We start from the raw sequence: 15,357 nt of genomic DNA on the forward strand, positions 1-15,357 counted from the left end.
AGAGCTTCAGGCCCGGGGTCGTGATGCGCGCTTATTGCACGGTGCGCTGACTTTCCTGACGCAGTTCCTGAACACCTTTCTGAGAGTCCTTCACAGCTTGTTCGGCTTTCATCGCCTGAGCTTTGCGTTCAGCGACGCGAGCGTCCCACTCAGCCTGTTGGGCCAGAGTTTTGGCTTCTTCGTATTTTTTGTCGTGCATGGCCAGCTCGGCTTGCTTGAGCTTGTCCTGCGCAGATTTCATTTCGACAGCGGCGAATTCGGTACCGCCAGCGCTCACGGCGCTGTTGACTGCAGATTCAGTCACGGCGAATTGTTCGGTCGGCGGGTTGCCGGCACAACCGGCCAGAACGAAGCTGGTGCCGATCGCAAGGGCAGCCATTTTCAGACCGCGCAGGTGGGTGAACGAAGATTTGGCAGTGCTGGTCGTCATGGTCTTCAACTCCATTGGAATTACTCCTGAGAAACTTAAAAATCCATCCTGGGCAAGGAGCCGTACCATTCATTTGCGAGGGCTTTTGAAACGGCCGTCCCAGGTGTGGTTACAGGGTACGACCCGAGTGATTTTTCAAAAGTTCAGAAAAGATGGCCTATCGCCCGAAAATACATTGAGAGAGCCGAAAAGGCTCTAGATCGGGAACTTTGGCGGTGCGTAATGGTATCCCCAGCCTTCTTGGCGCCTGAGATAACGCAATTTTGGAGGATGTGAAAGCCAATGGGGGAGCGAGCCTGCTCGCGATAGCGGTTGTTCAGCCAACCCGTGTTTTGATTGAACTGACGCCATCGCGAGCAGGTGAACGCCCACAGGTGATGCGGGGAAAGATCAGTGTTTTTGCTCGTCGCTGCCCGATGCAAGATCGTGCAAATGCCGACGGGACAATGCGAGAAAACGCGGGGTCGGACCGACGTCTTCGTACAGTGGGTCACCTTCTTCATCGGTGGCCACGACAGTCGAACCCTTCACATACGGAAAGCTTTTTTCGAGCTCTTCCAGCGCGGCGCCGATCAACTCGCCGAGCAGTTCTTCGGGTTGGCGTTTCGGGTACATCTCGGTGATCGCCGCCAATCGGGCTGCGGCCTCCATGTCCAGATGAATCTTGTAGCCCGTATCAGTCAGACGACCTTTGGCGTTTTCTTCCCAATGCTGGGCAAGCTCGCGAATTTTCATAACGACCTCATTACGCGCCTGCTCGTGGCAGGCCGGGGAGTGTCCGCCTGTAGTCGGCGGTAAGCCGTTGTACGGCTTACTCTTCAGACTAGCTTTTACCCGTCAGGTTTAAAGTCCCTTCGTCGTTTGCTTGTAAGAACGGGTCTGGAGCGGCACTCTTGATGTTCGTGGCCGACCGGATTCCTGGAGAACTGCTGATGACCGATATTGATGCACGCTTGCGTGAGGACGTTCACCTGCTGGGTGAGCTGTTGGGCAACACCATTCGTGAGCAGTATGGGGACGGCTTCCTCGACAAGATCGAGCAGATCCGCAAGGGCGCCAAGGCGGACCGACGTGGATCGATGGACGCTGAGCTGAGCGCCAGCCTCAATCAATTGAGCGAAGACGAGCTGCTGCCGGTCGCGCGGGCTTTCAACCAGTTTCTCAATCTGGCCAACATCGCCGAGCAGTACCAACTGATTCACCGTCGCGAGGAATCACAACCCGCGCCGTTCGAGTCCCGGGTGTTGCCGGAGTTGCTGGCTCGCTTGCGCGCCGAAGGCCACGGCGCAGAATCCCTGGCGCGGCAGTTGGGGCGACTGGAAATCGAACTGGTCCTCACGGCCCACCCAACCGAAGTCGCGCGTCGCACGCTCATTCAGAAATACGACGCCATCGCCGCACAACTGGCGGCTCAGGATCATCGCGACCTGACGACTGCCGAGCGCGAGCAGATCCAGTCGAAGCTGCAGCGCCTGATCGCCGAAGCCTGGCACACCGAAGAAATCCGCCGCACGCGTCCGACGCCGGTGGACGAGGCGAAGTGGGGTTTCGCGGTGATCGAGCATTCCCTTTGGCAAGCCATCCCGAACTATTTGCGCAAGGCCGACAAAGCCCTGCATGACGCCACCGGCCTGCACCTTCCCCTCGAAGCGGCGCCTATCCGCTTTGCGTCGTGGATGGGCGGCGACCGCGACGGCAACCCCAACGTGACCGCTGCCGTTACCCGCGAAGTGCTGCTGCTGGCGCGCTGGATGGCGGCGGATTTGTACGTGCGCGATATCGATCATCTGGCGGCCGAGTTGTCGATGCAGCAAGCCAGCGATGCACTCAAGGCCAAGGCCGGGGACACCGCAGAACCTTATCGGACGGTGCTCAAGCAGTTGCGTGATCGGCTTCGCGCTACGCGTAACTGGGCACACGCTTCCTTGACGGCGACCACACCGGCAACCGCCGATGTGCTGCAAAACAATCGTGACCTGCTGGACCCGCTGGAGCTGTGCTACCAATCGCTGCATGAGTGCGGCATGGGCGTGATCGCCGACGGGCCGTTACTCGATTGCTTGCGCCGCGCGGTGACGTTCGGGTTGTTCCTGGTGCGTCTCGACGTGCGCCAGGATTCTTCACGGCACTCGGCGGCTATGACCGAAATCACCGACTACCTGGGCCTCGGTCGGTATGAAGACTGGAGCGAAGAAGAGCGCATCGCGTTCCTGATGCGCGAGCTCAACAATCGGCGTCCGCTGTTGCCGGCGTATTTCAAACCGTCCGCTGACACCGCCGAAGTGCTGGCGACCTGCCGGGAAGTGGCCGCAGCGCCGGGTGCGTCGCTGGGCTCTTACGTGATCTCCATGGCGGGTGCCGCCTCCGATGTATTGGCGGTGCAACTGTTGCTCAAGGAGTCGGGCGTGTTGCGGCCGATGCGCGTGGTGCCGCTGTTCGAAACACTCGCCGACCTGGATAACGCCGGGCCCGTGATTGAAAAACTATTGCTGTTGCCCGGCTACCGCGCACGCCTGCAAGGGCCCCAGGAAGTCATGATCGGCTACTCCGACTCGGCCAAGGATGCCGGCACCACGGCAGCCGCCTGGGCGCAGTATCGAGCGCAGGAACGGCTGGTCGATATCTGCCGCGAGCAGCAAGTGGAACTGCTGTTGTTCCACGGTCGTGGCGGCACCGTCGGACGTGGCGGGGGCCCGGCTCACGCGGCGATTCTGTCGCAGCCACCGGGTTCGGTGGCGGGGCGGTTCCGTACCACCGAACAGGGGGAAATGATCCGTTTCAAATTCGGGCTGCCGGACATCGCCGAACAAAACCTCAATCTCTACCTGGCGGCGGTGCTGGAGGCGACCCTGTTGCCACCGCCACCACCGGAACCTGCCTGGCGTCATTTGATGGACGAACTGGCCGCTGACGGGGTCAGTGCCTATCGCGCCGTGGTGCGGGAGAACCCGCAATTCGTCGAGTACTTCCGCCAATCCACTCCGGAACAGGAGCTTGGACGTCTGCCATTGGGCAGTCGACCTGCCAAGCGCCGTGCCGGTGGTATCGAAAGCCTGCGGGCGATTCCCTGGATCTTCGGCTGGACCCAGACCCGCCTGATGCTGCCGGCGTGGCTCGGCTGGGAAGCGGCGCTGAGCAAGGCGCTGGAGCGAGGCGAGGGCGAGCTGCTTGGGCAGATGCGAGAACAGTGGCCGTTCTTCCGGACCCGGATCGATATGCTGGAAATGGTCCTGGCCAAAGCGGACGCCGATATTGCCCGGTCCTACGATGAGCGCCTGGTCGAACCGGATCTGCTACCGCTGGGCGCGCATTTACGCGACCTATTGTCGCAGGCATGCGCGGTGGTCCTGGGTCTGACCGGCCAGTCGCAGCTGCTGGCACATAGCCCCGCAACCCTCGAGTTCATTCGTTTACGCAACACGTACCTTGACCCGCTACATCTATTGCAGGCGGAACTGTTGGCCCGTTCGCGGCAGCAGGAGGTGGCGCAAGGCAGCCCGGTAGAACAGGCATTACTGGTGTCTGTGGCGGGGATTGCGGCTGGTTTGCGTAACACGGGCTGACATTTTTGCCGTGGTGTCCCACACCCGTATCGGGTGTCGGACGGCGGCATGACAGGCGTTAAAAAGTGCGGGCAGGCGACAGTTAATGATGGGGTTGCGACTTGGAGTACCGCGTCGCAAGCTCAGGTCCGGCGCGGGTTTCTCCGACTTTCGGCGGCTTGTGTGGGCAGGAACTGCTGTGTATCTTGATCAGCCTTTGGCCGTTTGGGCGGTCACGACCCTATTTTTGAGATTGGCCCCACGAGGCGAATCTGACGTTATCTATATAAAAAATTGAGGAGCACATCGATGCGCGTCATTCTGCTGGGAGCTCCCGGGGCCGGTAAAGGTACTCAGGCTAAGTTCATCACCGAGAAATTCGGCATTCCGCAAATCTCCACCGGCGACATGCTGCGTGCAGCGGTCAAGGCCGGCACCGAGCTGGGCTTGATCGCCAAAAGCGTCATGGACAGCGGTGGTCTGGTTTCAGACGACCTGATCATCAACCTGGTCAAGGAACGCATCAGCCAGGCTGATTGTGCCAACGGTTTCCTGTTCGACGGTTTCCCGCGCACCATCCCTCAGGCTGAAGCGCTGGTCAAAGCCGGCGTGGAGCTGGATCACGTGGTCGAAATCGCTGTCGACGATGAAGAAATCGTTCAGCGTATTGCCGGTCGTCGTGTTCACGAAGCCAGCGGTCGCGTGTACCACACCGTCTACAACCCGCCAAAAGTCGCGGGCAAGGACGACATCACCGGTGAAGAACTGGTACAGCGCAAGGACGACACTGAAGAAACGGTTCGTCATCGTCTGTCGGTCTACCATTCCCAGACCAAGCCACTGGTTGAGTTCTACCAGGCGCTGTCTGCCGCTACCGACGGCAAGCCGAAATACAGCCACATCGCTGGCGTCGGCTCGGTTGAAGCGATCACTGGCAAGGTGCTTGAAGCGCTGAGCTGATAACCGCTTGATCTTCTACGGCCCGCTTGCGGGCCGTAGTTGTTTATACTGGCGCACTTTTTCTGACCTCTCTTACGGAAACATCGATGAGCACCTTGCTGGCCCTGGACACCGCGACTGAAGCTTGCTCCGTTGCATTGCTGCATGACGGCAAGGTTACGAGCCATTACGAGGTGATCCCGCGCCTGCATGCGCAGAAGTTGCTACCGATGATTCAGCAATTGCTGGCTGACGCCGGAATCACGCTGCAAGCGGTTGACGCCATCGCATTCGGCCGAGGCCCTGGTGCGTTCACGGGCGTGCGCATTGCCATTGGTGTGGTGCAGGGGTTGGCGTTTGCCCTGGACCGCCCGGTGCTCCCGGTATCGAACCTGGCCGTATTGGCGCAGCGGGCCTTCCGTGAACACGGCGTGAGCCAGGTCGCGTCGGCAATCGATGCGCGGATGGATGAAGTGTATTGGGGCTGCTACCGCGAGACGGCAGGGGAGATGCGCCTGGTCGGCAACGAAGCGGTGTTGCCGCCGGAAGTTGCGGCATTGCCTGCCGATGCCAGTGGCGAATGGTTCGGCGCCGGGACCGGTTGGGGATATGCCGAGCGCATCGGCGTCAGCCTGAACGGCCAGGACGCGGGCATGTTGCCACACGCCGAAGACCTGTTGACCCTGGCGCGTTTCGCGTGGGCGCGTGGTGAGGCGATTGTGGCGGATGAGGCGCAACCGGTTTATCTGCGCGATAAGGTGGCCACTCCCAAGGCGCGTTGATTTACCCTTTATTCTGTGGCGAGGGAGCTTGTCGAATCGTCGCACCGTCCCGCTGGGCTGCGAAGCGGCCCCCAGTGACCGGCAACTGCACCGCGCAGCCTGGACTTGCGACTGCTTCGCAGCCGGACGGGAGTAAGCTCCCTCGCCACAGCAAGCTCCCAGCAATCTCCCTCGCCACAAAAACGGGTCTCGCATAGAACCAATCGTCAGTTTCCAGCCCCCGCTTTTAAACCTTTTGCCTTTTATGTGTTCTAGTTATCACTCGGCGGTTTGCGAAGGGCGTTGCGCGCCACTAAACTGCCATCATCGATACCGAGCATGACTTTATGCGTATAGACGGCTTCTCCTCTCAGTCCTACCCCATCAAGCGCCAACCGCGCAAAGGCACTGTGGTGGAAGACGAGACCGTTGATATCGACGGTGAGCTGGAGTTTCCCTCCGAAGAGCAATTGGCCGCCCGCGCCGCCAAAGCCTCCGCACAACGCCTGAGCAATCTCCCTGCCCGTCAGCAAGACATGCTTTACCACCGAGCCATGAGTAAAAGCGTCTCGATGGCCCTGGCCAGCTATCTCAGCACTGCCGGTTTTGTCGATTGGGATGCGGATGTGCTGGGCCTCGATCTGTACATCTGATGTTGTTGTTGCCGTACTACCTCGGTTGCCCATCGTGGAGTGAAAGCGCCTGGCGCGACTACCTCTATCCGCAAGACGCTAAACCCGGCGAATTTCTCAATCTCTACACTCAAGTGTTCAACGCCGTGGAAGGCAATACGACTTTCTACGCGAGCCCGGCTGCCGACACCGTGCAGCGCTGGGCCGACACCATGCCCGAGCACTTTCGCTTCACCGCCAAGTTTCCCGGCGACATCAGCCACAACGGGGACCTGCGCGATCAACTGACCGCCGCTGAAACCTTCGTGCAATTGCTCAGCCCCCTCGGTGAGCGGGTGTCGCCACTGTGGCTGCAATTGGCAAAAAGCTTCACGCCTCAACGATTGCCCGAACTGGCCGGTTTCATCGATGCGCTGGATCGACCACTGGCTGTCGAGGTGCGGCACCGGGATTTTTTCGCCAAGGGTGACGGCGAGCGCCTGCTCAACCGGCTGTTGCTGGATCGCGGGGTCGAGCGCATCTGCCTTGATCCCCGTGCACTGTTCAGTTGCACTTCGACCGATCCTTCGGTGCTGCATGCCCAATCCAAAAAGCCCAACGTCCCGACCCGTCCGGCAGCGTTCACGCAATGTCCGCAGGTGCGCTTCATTGGCCACCCGCAGCTTGAGGCGAATGATTCATTCCTGGTGCCTTGGGTCGAAAAAATAGCGCAGTGGATTGAGGAAGGGCGCACGCCTTATATCTTCCTGCACACCGCCGACAATCTGCAGGCCGCGAGACTCGCACAGCGGTTTCACGCGCAACTGATGCTGCGTTTGCCTGGCTTGCCGGCGCTGCCTGAGCTATATAGAGAGCCCGCTGCGGAGCAACTTGGTTTGCTCTGAGGCGGGTTTTTCGTCCTTCTCAGGAGCCTGCCAAATGGATGCGCAAACCCTTCGAGCCCAAGCGTTCAAAGCGCTGCATGAACGTGATGGGGCTTTTGTCATTCCCAATCCGTGGGACGCCGGCTCGGCGAAAATGCTCGCCAGCCTGGGTTTCGAGGCGCTGGCGACCACCAGTGCCGGTTACGCCTTCTCCAACGCCCGCCCCGATGGCGGATTAACGCTGGACGACACCCTGGCAAATGTCCGAGCGATTGTTGCGGCGACGGACCTTCCGGTGGCGGTCGATCTGGAAAACGGCTTCGCTGACGACCCTGCTGAATGCGCGCAGAGTGTTTTGCGTGCTGCAGAGGCCGGTGCTGTCGGCGGTTCGATTGAGGACGCCACCGGGCGCGAAGACGCGCCGATCTATTGCTTTGAACACGCCGTCGCACGTGTCAAAGCTGCCGTCACCGCCGCGCGCAGTTTACCTTTTCCTTTCATGCTGACGGCCCGGGCCGAGAACTTCCTGCATGGCAATCCCGATCTGGCAGACACGATCCGCCGCTTGCAGGCATTTGCTGAGGCGGGCGCCGACGTGTTGTATGCGCCGGGTCTGCGCAGCGCTGAAGATGTGCTGGCGGTGGTCCGTGCCGTCGCGCCGAAACCGGTCAATGTACTGATGTCCGGTGGGCTCAAATTGACGGTCGAGGAGTTGAGCGAGATGGGCGTCAAACGCATCAGCGTCGGTTCGGCACTGGCCCTGGCGGCGTATGGCGAATTTTTTCGCGCAGCCGAAGAAATCAAGACGTCAGGCACATTCGGGTTCACCTCGAGGTCCATGCCCTACGCCAAGGCCAATCAGCTGTTCAAAGGCTGACAGTGCGGTTTCGCTGGTGGCTGTTGTTGCTGCTGTTGATCATCGGTGCGGGGGCCGTGGGGGTCTGGCGTGGCTGGATCTCGCTTGCGCCGCAATGGAACCCTTGGGCGCCGCTGGACGTGAAGGCGGCGCCCAATGTGTTGACCCGCTACAAACTCATGCGCCTGCGCGATGATCCCCAGCTGTGTGATCAAGCCCTCGCCAGCTCGGGCCTGCGGGTGAGTCGACAAGCCGACAGCCCCGGCGCGACCTGTCCGCTGCTCAATACCCTGCGTGTGCAGGGCGGTCAGGCGGCCCTGAGCAGCAGCTTCCTCGCGAGTTGCCGACTGGCCGTCTCGTACGCGCTGTTCGAGCACCACGCCCTGCAGCCTGCGGCTCAAGCCGTCTATGGGCAGGCAGTGACGCGTGTCGACCACCTCGGCAGTTTTGCCTGCCGCAATGTCTACGGGCGCGAGAACGCTCGACGCAGTCAGCACGCATCGGCCGATGCCCTGGACATTGCCGGTTTTCGGCTGGCGGATGGTCGCTCGATCAGCGTGCTGAAGGATTGGCCGAAGGACAATCAGGATGCGCGGTTTTTACGCCAGGTCCGGGATAGCGCCTGCGAGATGTTCAGTGTGGTGTTGAGCCCGGACTACAACGCTGCCCATCGCAATCACTTTCATGTCGATGTTGGCCCGTGGTGGGTGTGTCGCTGAGGGCTATGCGGCGATGCGCAGGTTTTGCAGGACGATCGGGCGAGCCCAGCCGATATCGAAGTCAAAGTTCTTTTGCTGTTCAACCAGCTCCTGCGGCGCAAACGGCGGGAACGGTTTGTCCAGCAGATCGAGTTCGAATTCGGCGATTGGCAGGTGCAGCGCGCGCGGCTGTGGCGCCGGGCCTGGCGCTGGCAAGGGCTGGCCGGCGGTGAGCACGAGCGGTCGAACCCAGCCGCTCTCGAAGTCCTGCTGTTTCTGCTGAGCCACAACTTCGTCGTCTGGAAACGGTGGGAAGGGCTTGTCTGCCAGGTCCATCTCGAACTCGGCAATCGGCAGGAAGAGCGGCTCTGGCGGGCGTACTTCGGTGTCTTTCACGTCACATTCACGCTGGGACATGATGTGCGCCAGCAGGTCGCTGCCGACGGTAGGTTCGACCGGGCTGTCGAGGTCCACCGGTGGGAAATCCAGCGAAGCGGGCAGCACCGCCTCCTTCGACTGATCGGCCAGGGCCCGGGCAAAAAAATCCTGCCAGAGGTGACTGACGCCGCTCAGTGCTTGGGAGTTTCGCAGGCTGTAATCGCCGTAGGGCGAGATAAAACCTGTGATGGTGGGTTGAATGTCTGACATTTCTCTCGGTCGACGCTCAGCTCTGGCAAAATGCTCGATAGTTTTGTTATCGGCCGTTTTTGCCGATCATTAATTTTTTGAGCGTTTTTTCCCATGATTGAGCAACCCGCGGCCTGCCGCATTCATGTCCAAGCCCTGAGCGAGATCTATCAGCCACAGGCCGAACAATGGGCCGAGCGCCTGGACTTGCCAATGCAGGTGGATGGCGCTGAGTTCGCGCTGCAGGTCGGGGAGCAGGGCTTGCAGCTTCAACAGCTGGGCCCGGACGCCCCGGGGCCGGTGCGTGTGGATTTCGTGGAAGGCGGGGCGGCCCATCGCCGGCTGTTCGGCGGCGGCACCGGGCAGATGATTGCCAAGGCAGTCGGCATCGCTCAAGGCGTGCGGCCTCGCGTGCTGGATGCCACGGCGGGCCTGGGCAAGGACGCATTCGTGCTGGCGAGCCTGGGGTGCGAGATGAGCCTGATCGAACGGCAGCCATTGATCGGTGCCTTGCTGGAGGACGGTCTGCTGCGCGGTGCTGAAGATTTCGACGTGGCGCCGATTGTGGCGCGCATGCGTTTGCTCAAGGGCAATTCGATCGAGGTGATGCGCAACTGGGAAGGCGAGCCGCCGCAGGTGATCTACCTCGACCCGATGTTCCCGCACCGTGAGAAAACGGCGTTGGTGAAGAAGGAAATGCGCCTGTTCCGGCCGTTGGTAGGGGACGATCCGGATGCACCGGCCTTGCTCGAAGCGGCGTTAGCGTTAGCCAGCCATCGGGTGGTGGTCAAGCGTCCGCGCAAGGCACCGTGTATCGAGGGGCCGAAGCCGAGCCATGCGCTGGACGGGAAATCGAGCCGGTATGATATTTATCCGAAGAAGGCGCTGAAGTCTTAAATCGAGTCGACGCCATCGCGGGCAAGCCCGCTCCCACAAGGTCTGCGTCACACCACAGATCATCGTGGGAGCGGGCTTGCCCGCGATGGCGCCTGATCAGTCACCCAATAACTATCAGGCTGTCGCCAGTCGATACGCCCGCATAAACAACCCCACCACTTCCTGCACATGGCTCTCCGCCGCATCCCCGGTCAGCGGCTCACCACAGCCATACAGCAAACGAAAATTCCCCGCGCCCTTGAGCAGGCAAAAGAAGTGCTCGGCCGCGTTGCGCGGTTTTTCGATGTGCAGCGCGCCACTCTGATCCACCTTGGCCAGCAAGCGCTCCATGCCATGCAGCATGCGCTCGGGTCCCGCTTCGAAGAAAATCAGTGAGAGTTTCGGGTCCTGGCTGCCCAGGGTCATGATCAATCGATGCAGGTTCACCGATTCATCGCTGTTGATCAGCTGATGAAAGCCGCGCGCGATGTTCAGCAGCACCTTTTCCACCGCGATGCCGTCCGGCAACTCGAAAAAATCCGGCGGTAATTGCTCCTCGCATTTGGCGACGACAGCGGCAGAGAACAGCGTTTCCTTGTCATTGAAATGGCTGTAGACCGTCAACTTCGACACGCCAGCCTCGGCTGCCACTGCGTCCATGCTGGTGTTCGCATAGCCATTGCTCAGGAACAGGATTTTCGCCGCATCGAGGATCGCCTGGCGCTTGGCCAGATCCTTGGGACGGCCCGGACCATTGGGTGCTGAAAGATTGTTCGACATTTTTCGCTTTAATACTGGACTGGTGAGTTTGCTATTAATAACATACTGGCCAGTATAATTATTCCAAGCACCATTAGCGAAAGGTCCTTCACCATGTTCCGCTATGCCTTGCCCCTCGCGTTGCCAGTCACTCTGGCTTTTTTATTGTCCGCGTGTGGGCACGAAGAGGCGCCCCAGGTCACCATCCGACCGGCCATGGTGGTGCAGCCAGAGCCATCGGCGCAGGCCATGGAGAGTTATCCCGGTGAAGTGCGGGCTCGCTACGAGCCGGAGCTGGCGTTTCGCATTGGCGGTAAAGTCAGCCGACGACTGGTCGAGGAAGGGGACCGGGTCAAGGCCGATCAGCCCTTGGCGGAACTCGATCCGCAGGATGTGCGCCTGCAACTGGAAGCCACCCGCGCCCAGGTCGCGGCGGCCGAAGCCAACCTCAACCTGGTCCGAGCCGAGCGTGATCGCTACAAGACGCTGATGGAGCGTCAGATGATCAGCCGTTCGGCGTACGACAATGCCGAAAACCTTTACCGATCCGGTGAGGCGCGTCTCAAGCAAATCAAAGCCGAATTCAACGTATCGACCAACCAGGCCAGCTACGCCGTGCTGCGTGCGCCACAGGACGGTGTGGTGGCCAAGCGCGCGGTGGAAGTCGGGCAAGTCGTGGCGGCCGGGCAAACCCTGTTCACCCTCGCCACTGATGGCGAGCGTGAAGTGCTGATCAGCCTGCCGGAGCAAAACTTTGGCCGCTTCAAGGTGGGCCAGCCGGTGTCCGTGGAACTCTGGACGCAACCGGATCAACGGTTCGCCGGACGGATCCGCGAGCTGTCGCCTGCTGCTGACCCAAGGTCGCGCACCTTTGCCGCACGTATCGCGTTTACTGCTGGCAAGGTACCTGCCGAACTGGGTCAGAGTGCCCGGGTATTCATCCAGGCGGCGGACGTGGTGTCGCTGTCGGTGCCGCTCTCGGCGGTCACCGCGCAGGACGGTGCTACTTACGTTTGGGTACTGGGTGCCAATAACACCCTGAAAAAAACGCCGGTTCGGATCGGTGCATTCGGCGAGAAAACCGTACCGGTGCTCGAAGGCCTGAGTGTCAATGATTGGGTGGTCGCGGCCGGTGTTCATGTGCTTCACGACGGGCAGCAAGTGCGCCCGGTGGATCGCTCCAACCGTGTGGTCAATCTGGCGGACAAGGAGTAGGTCCCGATGGGTTTCAATCTTTCCGCCTGGGCGCTGCGCAATCGCCAGATCGTCCTGTTCCTGATGCTTTTGCTGGCAGTGGTCGGTGCGCTTTCCTACACCAAGCTCGGACAAAGCGAAGATCCGCCGTTCACGTTCAAGGCGATGGTGATTCGTACGAACTGGCCCGGCGCAACGGCTCAGGAAGTGTCCCGCCAGGTCACCGAGCGCATTGAAAAGAAGCTGATGGAAACCGGCGAGTACGAGCGCATCGTGTCGTTCTCCCGTCCGGGCGAATCCCAGGTGACGTTCATCGCGCGCGATTCCATGCATTCGGTGGACATTCCCGAGCTTTGGTATCAAGTCCGCAAAAAAGTCAGCGATATTCGCCATACCCTGCCGCCCGGTATTCAGGGCCCTTTCTTCAATGACGAATTCGGCACCACCTTCGGCAACATCTATGCCCTGACCGGTGACGGTTTCGATTACGCCGTGCTCAAGGATTATGCGGACCGCATCCAGATCCAGCTGCAACGGGTCAAGGATGTGGGCAAGGTCGACCTGCTGGGATTGCAGGACGAGAAAATCTGGATCGAGCTGTCCAACGTCAAGCTCGCCACCCTCGGGTTGCCACTGGGGGCTGTGCAGCAAGCCCTTGAAGAGCAGAACGCCGTGTCCACTGCCGGGTTCTTCGAAACCACCAGCGAGCGATTGCAGCTACGGGTGTCGGGGAATTTTCAGACCGTCGACGAGATAAAAAACTTCCCGATCCGCGTCGGTGATCGCACGTTCCGCATCTCCGATGTGGCGGACGTGCGTCGTGGCTTCAACGATCCCCCCGCGCCGCGCATGCGCTTCATGGCGCAGGACGCCATCGGTCTGGCCGTTGCGATGAAGTCTGGCGGCGACATTCTGGTGCTGGGCAAGGCCCTGGAAGTCGAGTTCGACCGCATCCAGCAAAACCTTCCGGCGGGCATGCAGCTGCGCAAGGTCTCGGACCAGCCCGCCGCCGTGAAAACCGGCGTCGGCGAGTTCATCCAGGTGCTGGTGGAGGCCTTGGCGATTGTTTTGCTGGTGAGTTTCTTCTCCCTGGGCGTGCGCACGGGCATGGTCGTGGCGCTGGCGATTCCACTGGTGCTGGCGATGACGTTTGCCTGCATGTATTACCTGGGCATCGGTCTGCACAAGATTTCCCTGGGCGCGCTGGTGCTGGCGCTGGGGTTGCTGGTGGACGATGCGATCATCGCCGTGGAAATGATGGCGATCAAAATGGAGCAGGGTTTCGACCGGATCAAGGCAGCCAGTTATGCCTGGACCAGTACCGCATTCCCGATGCTCACCGGCACCTTGATCACGGCGGCCGGTTTCCTGCCGATCGCCACCGCGCAATCGGGGACGGGCGAATACACCCGTTCGATCTTCCAGGTCGTGACCATTGCGTTGATCGCGTCATGGATCGCCGCCGTGGTGTTCGTGCCGTATCTGGGGGAAAAGCTGCTGCCGGACCTGGCGAAGATTCATGCTGCCAAACACGGTGCCGGCCAACCGGACCCTTACGGCACACCGTTCTATCAGCGCGTCAGACGCCTGGTGGAGTGGTGTGTTCGCTGGCGCAAGACCGTGATCGTGCTGACCATTGTGTTGTTTATCGGCTCCATCGCGCTCTTTCGCTTCGTGCCGCAGCAATTCTTTCCGGCATCGGGTCGTCTGGAGTTGATGGTCGATCTGAAGTTGGCCGAAGGCGCGTCGCTGAGCAACACCGCCGAGGAGGCCAAACGTCTTGAAACCCTGCTCAAGGATAAGGCCGGCATCGACAACTATGTCGCCTACGTGGGCACCGGTTCACCGCGTTTTTACCTGCCGCTGGATCAACAACTGCCGGCAGCGAGCTTCGCGCAATTTGTCGTCCTGGCCAAAACCATCGAGGAGCGCGAAAGCCTGCGCACCTGGCTGATCGAAACCCTTAACGAACAATTCCCGGCGTTGCGCTCGCGGGTCACACGCCTGGAAAACGGTCCGCCCGTGGGCTATCCGGTGCAGTTCCGTGTGACCGGCGAACACATTGAGGAAGTCCGCGAACTGGCACGCAAAGTCGCGGCGAAGGTTCGCGAGAACCCGCATGTGGTCAACGTTCATCTGGACTGGGAAGAGCCGAGCAAAGTGGTGTACCTGAACGTCGATCAGGACCGTGCCCGGGCGCTTGGCGTCAGTACCGCGAACCTGTCGAAGTTTTTGCAAAGCTCCCTGACCGGTTCCAGTGTCAGCCAGTACCGCGAAGACAATGAATTGATCGAGATTCTGCTGCGCGGCACCTTGCACGAGCGCACCGAGTTGTCATTGCTGCCAAGCCTCGCAGTGCCCACCGACAATGGCCGCAGTGTGGCCCTGTCGCAGATCGCCACCCTGGAGTACGGCTTCGAAGAGGGCATCATCTGGCACCGCAATCGCCTGCCGAACGTGACAGTCCGCGCTGACATCTACGGCAAGGAACAACCGGCGACATTGGTTGCGCAGATCATGCCGACGCTCGATCCGATTCGCGCAGAATTGCCGGACGGCTACCTGCTGGATGTCGGCGGCACTGTGGAAGATTCTGCACGGGGGCAGAACTCGGTGAAGGCTGGCGTGCCGTTGTTCATCGTGGTCGTGCTGACGTTGCTGATGCTGCAACTGCGCAGTTTCTCTCGCACGGTGATGGTGTTCCTCACCGCGCCACTGGGACTGATCGGTGTGACCCTGTTCTTGCTGGTGTTCCGACAGCCGTTCGGGTTTGTGGCGATGCTCGGCACCATCGCGCTGTCCGGGATGATCATGCGTAACTCGGTGATTCTGGTGGACCAGATCGAGCAGGACATCGCCGCTGGTCTGAAGCCCTGGCAAGCGATCATCGAAGCCACTGTGCGACGCTTCCGGCCGATCGTGCTGACCGCGCTTGCGGCGGTGCTGGCGATGATTCCACTGTCTCGCAGCGTGTTCTTCGGGCCGATGGCAGTGGCGATCATGGGCGGCCTGATCGTGGCGACAGCATTGACGCTGTTGTTCCTGCCGGCGCTGTACGCCGCATGGTTCCGAATCAAGAAAGAAACCACCTGACCCCCGTAGGAGCTGCCGCAGGCTGCGATCTTTGATCTTGCTTTAATAAACAAGATCAAAAGATCGCAGCCTGCGGCAGCTCCTGCA

Annotated in this window: 14 protein-coding genes; 10 read left to right on the top strand and 4 right to left on the bottom strand. The window is 60.6% G+C overall.

Going from position 1 to position 15,357, the window contains the following annotated elements; genetic code table 11:
- Positions 1-31 precede the first annotated feature (31 nt).
- Together GBC55_RS19345 and GBC55_RS19350 are read right to left on the bottom strand one after the other, a co-directional pair.
- A complete protein-coding gene (locus tag GBC55_RS19345) occupies positions 32-445 on the bottom strand; it encodes a DUF4398 domain-containing protein (protein WP_162440802.1) in 414 nt (137 codons plus the stop codon).
- A 375-nt stretch (positions 446-820) separates the two neighbouring features.
- Positions 821-1,165, bottom strand: coding sequence for a pilin assembly protein (locus GBC55_RS19350; RefSeq protein WP_162440803.1), 345 nt, complete (start codon positions 1,163-1,165; stop codon positions 821-823).
- A 197-nt stretch (positions 1,166-1,362) separates the two neighbouring features.
- Between GBC55_RS19350 and ppc the strand changes: the two genes are divergently transcribed.
- The 7 genes from ppc to GBC55_RS19385 all read left to right on the top strand — a co-directional run bounded on the left by ppc (position 1,363) and on the right by GBC55_RS19385 (position 8,742).
- On the top strand, positions 1,363-3,993 hold the full coding sequence (ppc, locus tag GBC55_RS19355) for a phosphoenolpyruvate carboxylase (protein ID WP_162440804.1): 2,631 nt from the start codon (positions 1,363-1,365) through the stop codon (positions 3,991-3,993).
- Between the two features lie 288 nt (positions 3,994-4,281).
- Positions 4,282-4,932, top strand: coding sequence for an adenylate kinase (gene adk / locus GBC55_RS19360; protein WP_162440805.1), 651 nt, complete (start codon positions 4,282-4,284; stop codon positions 4,930-4,932).
- An 86-nt stretch (positions 4,933-5,018) separates the two neighbouring features.
- Entirely contained in the window at positions 5,019-5,693 is a 675-nt protein-coding gene (gene tsaB, locus GBC55_RS19365) for a tRNA (adenosine(37)-N6)-threonylcarbamoyltransferase complex dimerization subunit type 1 TsaB (RefSeq protein ID WP_162440806.1), read from the top strand.
- 326 nt (positions 5,694-6,019) lie between these two features.
- Entirely contained in the window at positions 6,020-6,325 is a 306-nt protein-coding gene (locus GBC55_RS19370) for a hypothetical protein (protein ID WP_162440807.1), read from the top strand.
- Between the two features lie 2 nt (positions 6,326-6,327).
- Positions 6,328-7,188 (top strand): DUF72 domain-containing protein, encoded by an 861-nt coding sequence (locus tag GBC55_RS19375; protein ID WP_162440811.1) that lies wholly within the window; start codon positions 6,328-6,330, stop codon positions 7,186-7,188.
- A gap of 34 nt (positions 7,189-7,222) precedes the next feature.
- The gene (locus GBC55_RS19380) at positions 7,223-8,044 is read left to right on the top strand and encodes an isocitrate lyase/phosphoenolpyruvate mutase family protein (RefSeq protein ID WP_162440808.1); all 822 of its coding nucleotides are present in this window, start codon (positions 7,223-7,225) and stop codon (positions 8,042-8,044) included.
- 2 nt (positions 8,045-8,046) lie between these two features.
- On the top strand, positions 8,047-8,742 hold the full coding sequence (locus GBC55_RS19385; protein ID WP_162440809.1) for an extensin family protein: 696 nt from the start codon (positions 8,047-8,049) through the stop codon (positions 8,740-8,742).
- Between the two features lie 3 nt (positions 8,743-8,745).
- Here the strand turns inward: GBC55_RS19385 and GBC55_RS19390 are convergent, their stop codons facing one another.
- Positions 8,746-9,369: an energy transducer TonB gene (locus tag GBC55_RS19390; protein WP_194691236.1), complete on the bottom strand. Its 624-nt coding sequence runs from the start codon at positions 9,367-9,369 to the stop codon at positions 8,746-8,748.
- A 96-nt stretch (positions 9,370-9,465) separates the two neighbouring features.
- On the opposite strand from GBC55_RS19390, the gene GBC55_RS19395 reads away from it, so the two are divergent.
- On the top strand, positions 9,466-10,245 hold the full coding sequence (locus GBC55_RS19395) for a class I SAM-dependent methyltransferase (RefSeq protein ID WP_178114338.1): 780 nt from the start codon (positions 9,466-9,468) through the stop codon (positions 10,243-10,245).
- 114 nt (positions 10,246-10,359) lie between these two features.
- Here GBC55_RS19395 and GBC55_RS19400 read toward each other — a convergent pair whose 3' ends face one another.
- Complete coding sequence (locus GBC55_RS19400; protein ID WP_162440121.1) at positions 10,360-11,004, bottom strand: TetR/AcrR family transcriptional regulator; 645 nt, start codon at positions 11,002-11,004, stop codon at positions 10,360-10,362.
- A 93-nt stretch (positions 11,005-11,097) separates the two neighbouring features.
- Here GBC55_RS19400 and GBC55_RS19405 point away from each other — a divergent pair, with 93 nt between their 5' ends.
- Together GBC55_RS19405 and GBC55_RS19410 are read left to right on the top strand one after the other, a co-directional pair.
- Positions 11,098-12,198 carry an efflux RND transporter periplasmic adaptor subunit gene (locus GBC55_RS19405; protein ID WP_162440122.1) on the top strand — a complete coding sequence of 367 codons (1,101 nt, stop codon included), beginning with the start codon at positions 11,098-11,100 and terminating at the stop codon, positions 12,196-12,198.
- Positions 12,199-12,204: 6 nt separating this feature from the next.
- Positions 12,205-15,270, top strand: a complete 3,066-nt coding sequence (locus tag GBC55_RS19410) for an efflux RND transporter permease subunit (protein WP_162440123.1) — start codon at positions 12,205-12,207, stop codon at positions 15,268-15,270.
- Positions 15,271-15,357: the final 87 nt, after the last annotated feature.

The sequence above is a fragment of the Pseudomonas sp. TNT3 genome (genome assembly GCF_010095445.2).
Classification (GTDB): domain Bacteria; phylum Pseudomonadota; class Gammaproteobacteria; order Pseudomonadales; family Pseudomonadaceae; genus Aquipseudomonas.